At 61.1% G+C, this 4,545-nt stretch carries 6 protein-coding genes; 4 read left to right on the forward strand and 2 right to left on the reverse strand.

Annotated elements, in window-relative coordinates; genetic code table 11:
* Both CAPSK01_RS01955 and CAPSK01_RS01960 read right to left on the reverse strand, forming a co-directional pair.
* Positions 1-391, reverse strand: a 391-nt coding sequence (locus CAPSK01_RS01955) for an alpha/beta fold hydrolase (protein WP_273702889.1), incomplete at its 3' end; no start/stop codon positions are given.
* Between the two features lie 31 nt (positions 392-422).
* Positions 423-632 carry a DUF465 domain-containing protein gene (locus CAPSK01_RS01960; RefSeq protein ID WP_034921548.1) on the reverse strand — a complete coding sequence of 70 codons (210 nt, stop codon included), beginning with the start codon at positions 630-632 and terminating at the stop codon, positions 423-425.
* Between the two features lie 315 nt (positions 633-947).
* Between CAPSK01_RS01960 and CAPSK01_RS01965 the strand changes: the two genes are divergently transcribed.
* The 4 genes from CAPSK01_RS01965 (at position 948) to CAPSK01_RS01980 (ending at position 4,368) form a co-directional block, all read left to right on the forward strand.
* Complete coding sequence (locus tag CAPSK01_RS01965; protein ID WP_034921550.1) at positions 948-1,268, forward strand: hypothetical protein; 321 nt, start codon at positions 948-950, stop codon at positions 1,266-1,268.
* A complete protein-coding gene (gene greB / locus CAPSK01_RS01970; protein ID WP_034921554.1) occupies positions 1,240-1,776 on the forward strand; it encodes a transcription elongation factor GreB in 537 nt (178 codons plus the stop codon). Before CAPSK01_RS01965 ends, greB begins: the two co-directional genes overlap by 29 nt.
* Before the next feature lie 163 nt (positions 1,777-1,939).
* The gene (gene htpG, locus CAPSK01_RS01975) at positions 1,940-3,859 is read left to right on the forward strand and encodes a molecular chaperone HtpG (RefSeq protein ID WP_034921714.1); all 1,920 of its coding nucleotides are present in this window, start codon (positions 1,940-1,942) and stop codon (positions 3,857-3,859) included.
* Positions 3,860-3,879: 20 nt separating this feature from the next.
* Entirely contained in the window at positions 3,880-4,368 is a 489-nt protein-coding gene (locus tag CAPSK01_RS01980) for a DNA-deoxyinosine glycosylase (RefSeq protein WP_034921716.1), read from the forward strand.
* Positions 4,369-4,545: the final 177 nt, after the last annotated feature.

Below are 4,545 nucleotides of genomic sequence, written 5' to 3' on the forward strand. Positions count from 1 at the left end.
CCGGCATCGGCGCTGAGGTGCCGAGCAGCGCCAGCCGGTGCACGCGTTGCGGATGGCGTGCGGCACACTCGAGCGCAATCAGCGAGCCCATCGAATGGCCGACCAGGATGGCCTGTTCGACAGCGGCGGCATCAAGCAGTTGCGGCAGCCAGTCGGCGAGGGCCTCGATGCTGCGCAAGGGCGGTCCGCTGGAGAGGCCGTGCCCAGGCAGGTCGGGAACGAGAACCGCGCAACCGGCAGCGGCCAGACCGCCGGCGACCTGCAGCCAGGCATCGCGATCATTGGCGGCCCCGTGGATCAGCAGCAGCGGCGGCCAGCGCGAGCACGCCGGGTCGAATCGCCGGCCGCCAGTGCCCAGGCGGCAGCGGTGGCCAGCGACGGTCAGTTGCATACGTGCCTGGTCAGCATGGCGGATCGTTGGATCAGGCTCGGTCTTCCGGCTCGATCAGGTGCTCGAGAAGCGCGATGCGATCCTTGAGCAGCAGCTTGCGTTTCTTGAGACGTCGGACCAGGAGGTCGTCGGGAGGCGGGTTCTGCATCAGGTGATCGATCACCTGGCCGAGATCGTGATGTTCGATCTGCAATTCTTGCAGGGTGGCGCGGTTTGCAGCGATCTGTTCTTCGGTCAGCATGATTGGCGATATCCCCAGGTTGTGAGTCGGATGAACCGGTCAAGGCTTGCGGCGCCCAGTGGACGAGCATGCCAGAAACGACGGTGAGCAGATCCCGCGCGTCCGCCGGGCGATCACGGCTGCGAGATGGCGGCGGCGAAAACGCTTGGCTCGGAAGCTATGGTAGGCGCGCCAACGATAAAAAACAACGGCGGCGCGATGACTGTCGCCCTCAATAAACTCGCCGTGCGCGCTTGGGACTTGCAGCCTGGGGTACTTTTGCGAATAGAATAGAGGATGCATTTGTAACTTTGAGACACCGCCGGGAGGAGGCAGATGGTTTACCACATTATCGTTTCGTTTGGGCGGGAAAGGCAGTACGAGTTCAAGTTCTCCCATACCGAACTTGCCGTCGGTTCTCCCGAAGAAGCGCGCCGCTGGTTTGACAAGGAATTTGCCGACCTTGAATGTGAGCCCAGCAATCCGATGGGCAAGGTATTGATCATCGACAAGATTCTCAATGTCGCCCGGTACGGTGGCGAACGGCGCTTCATCGACGGCAAGGACTGGGCAACCCGTTTTGCCCGTTACACCGCGCTGGCCCTGGGGCGCGATACCGTGCGCATCGATGTCGCCGCTTTCAATATCGGCTACTGATCCCATTCTTCAGTTGCCGGAAGGGACTCGCAACTATATTACCCCGGGCGGGCACGCGCGCATCCGCGCGGAACTCGAGCAGTTGTTGCGCGTCGATCGCCCGCAGGTCGTGTCCGTCGTGCAATGGGCGGCAGCGAACGGCGACCGCTCCGAGAACGCCGATTACATTTATGGCAAGCGGCGGCTGCGCGAGATTGATCGGCGCATCCGCTTTCTGACCAAACGCCTCGATCTCGCCGAGATTGTCGATCCGCTGACGAGGGCGAACACCGATCAGGTTTTCTTTGGGGCGACGGTAACCCTCTGTGACCAGCAGGGACTTGAAAGTACTTACCAGATTGTCGGCGTCGATGAGACCGACTTCGCGCGCGGACGCATCAGCTGGGTGTCGCCATTGGCGCGCGCGCTGCTCAAGTCACGGGCGGGCGATACGGTCCGTTTTCAGAGCCCGGCCGGCTGGCGCGAGGTCGAAGTGCTCCGCATCGAGTATCTGGATATCGAAAGTTGAAGTGTTCGGGGTCGATTCCTGAGCATCACGCCTGACCGACCCTGGGCGACGGTGATCTTGCCGCCGGGGCTTGAAATCGCAAGCTCCGTCCCCAACTCCAATGTATTGCGCTTGCCTGGCGCTGCCGGCCATTCTTTTTTCAACGTTTTTCACGGAGTCTCGCATGGGTGCACAGAAGGAAACCCTCGGTTTTCAGGCAGAAGTCAAACAACTGCTGAATTTGATGATTCATTCGTTGTACAGCAACAAGGAGATCTTTCTGCGCGAGCTGATCTCCAACGCTTCCGACGCCTGCGACAGGCTGCGCTTCGAGGCCTTGAACAATGCCGGCCTTTATGGTGACGACAGCGATCTGAAGATCCGTGTCGCTGTTGACAAGGACGCACGGACACTCAGCATCTCCGACAACGGCATCGGTCTGTCGCGCGAAGAAGCGGTAGAACACCTAGGAACAATCGCCAAATCGGGAACGCGCGAGTTCTTTGCGGCACTGACCGGCGATCAGGCCAGGGACGCACATCTGATCGGACAGTTCGGCGTCGGTTTCTATTCGTCGTATATCGTTGCCGACAAGGTCACGGTGCTTTCCCGTCGTGCCGGCCTCGAAGCCAATCAGGCGATCCGATGGGAATCGTCGGGTGAGGGCGATTTCACGATCGAGGTGATCGAACGGGCGCAGCGCGGCACTGAAGTGACCCTGCACCTGCGCGAAGGCGAGGACGAGTTCCTGTCGAACTGGAAAGTGCGCGAGATCATCCGCAAGTATTCCGACCACATCACCTTGCCGATCGTGATGAAGAAGGAGGAATGGAACGAGGAAAAGAAGGCACAGGTCGTCACCGACCAGGACGAAACCGTGAACCAGGCTTCAGCCTTGTGGACCCGCCCCAAATCGGAAATCAGCGACGAGCAGTACAAGGAGTTCTACAAGCATGTCGCGCATGATTTCGAAGATCCGCTGGCGCATGTGCACGCTCGTGTCGAAGGCAAGCAGGAATACACGCAACTCCTGTACATCCCGTCGCGTGCCCCTTTCGACCTCTTCGAGCGTACCGCACGCCACGGCATCAAGCTCTATGTGCGTCGCGTCTTCATCATGGACGATGCCGAGCAGCTGATGCCGCTTTACCTGCGCTTCGTGCGCGGGATCGTCGATTCCAACGATCTGCCGCTCAACGTCTCACGTGAAATCCTGCAACAGTCACGCGACATCGAGAGCATTCGTGGCGGCTGCGTGAAAAAGGTGCTCGGCCTGCTCGAAAGCCTTGCCGACAGTGAAGAGGGCGCAGAGAAGGAAAAGTACGCAAACTTCTGGAAGGAATTCGGCCGCGTGCTCAAGGAAGGTGTCGGCGAGGATTTCGCCAACAAGGATCGCGTCGCCAAACTGCTGCGCTTTGCCTCGACACACGCCGATACGCCGGACGAGAACGTCTCGCTCGCCGATTACGTGTCGCGGATGAAGGATGGCCAGGAGAAGATCTACTACGTCACCGCGGAGACCTTCACCGCCGCCCGGCACAGCCCGCACCTCGAGATTTTCCGCAAGAAGGGCATCGAAGTGCTGCTGCTCTCAGACCGCGTCGATGAGTGGGTCACCGGTCATCTCACCGAGTTCGACGGCAAGCCGCTGCAATCGGTGGCCAAGGGTGGGCTCGATCTCGGCAAGCTCGAGGATGTGGCCGAGAAGGAAGAGGCCGAGAAGGCTGCCGACGAGTACAAGGAACTGCTCGGGAAGATCAAGACGACCCTGGGTGACAAGGTGAAGGACGTTCGCGCCACGCATCGCCTGACCGATTCGCCTTCGTGCCTGGTGGCCGATCAGTACGACCTCGGCGGCAATCTGCAGCGCATCCTCAAGGCCGCCGGCCAGCAGGCGCCGGCGAGCAAGCCGATCCTGGAAATCAACCCGAAGCATCCGGCGGTACAGCGTCTGAAGTACGAAGAGACCCGTTTCGACGACTGGGCCAATCTGCTGCTTGAGCAGGCAACGCTCGCTGAAGGCGGTTCGCTCGATGACCCGGCCGGTTTCGTCAAGCGCATCAACGACCTGATGCTCGCGCTCTCGCTGGGCAGCGGCCGTTGATCACCGGCGGCGGGCCGGCGCTGTTGCATGGTCTGCCGCCGATTCTCGATGCCGGCGTCAGGAGCCTGATTCTCGGCAGTTTCCCTTCGCCGGCCTCGCTGGCAGCAGCGCATTACTATGCGCACCGCCAGAACCAGTTCTGGCGCCTGCTCGGCGCCCTGCTCGTCGAGCCCTTGCCCGAACTCGATTACGCCGACAAGCAGCGGCGTCTGCTCAAGCATGGCATCGGAGTCTGGGATGTCTATCGCCAGTGCCTGCGCGAAGGCGCGCTCGACGCCGCGATCCAGTCGCCGGTGCTCAACGATTTTTCCGGATTGCGTCGCGATGCGCCGGCGTTGCAGCGTGTCTGCTTCAACGGCCAGACCGCCGGCAGATGTGCCGGCTGGTTTCAGCAACAGGGCTACGAAACCTGCATCCTGCCTTCGACCAGCCCGGCGTATACCCTGGCTTTTGAACGCAAACTCGCGCTCTGGCGAGCGGCGGGGCTTGGCACCCCGTCAGGAAACTGACTAACGGTCATGGTGGTCGCCAGCCCACCGCGTGCCGATGCCCCGGCGCATTTGCTCGGCACCTCGGATTGCTGGGCAGGAGCCGGCCGGCTGAGCGGGCGTCCCGCATCCGGAACGAATCCGTACATATCTTAACGTCAGTTCGGGATAACGAAGCCAAAAAATTAGCGTTAACAC

Source organism: Candidatus Accumulibacter vicinus (assembly GCF_000584955.1).
Taxonomy (GTDB): domain Bacteria; phylum Pseudomonadota; class Gammaproteobacteria; order Burkholderiales; family Rhodocyclaceae; genus Accumulibacter; species Accumulibacter vicinus.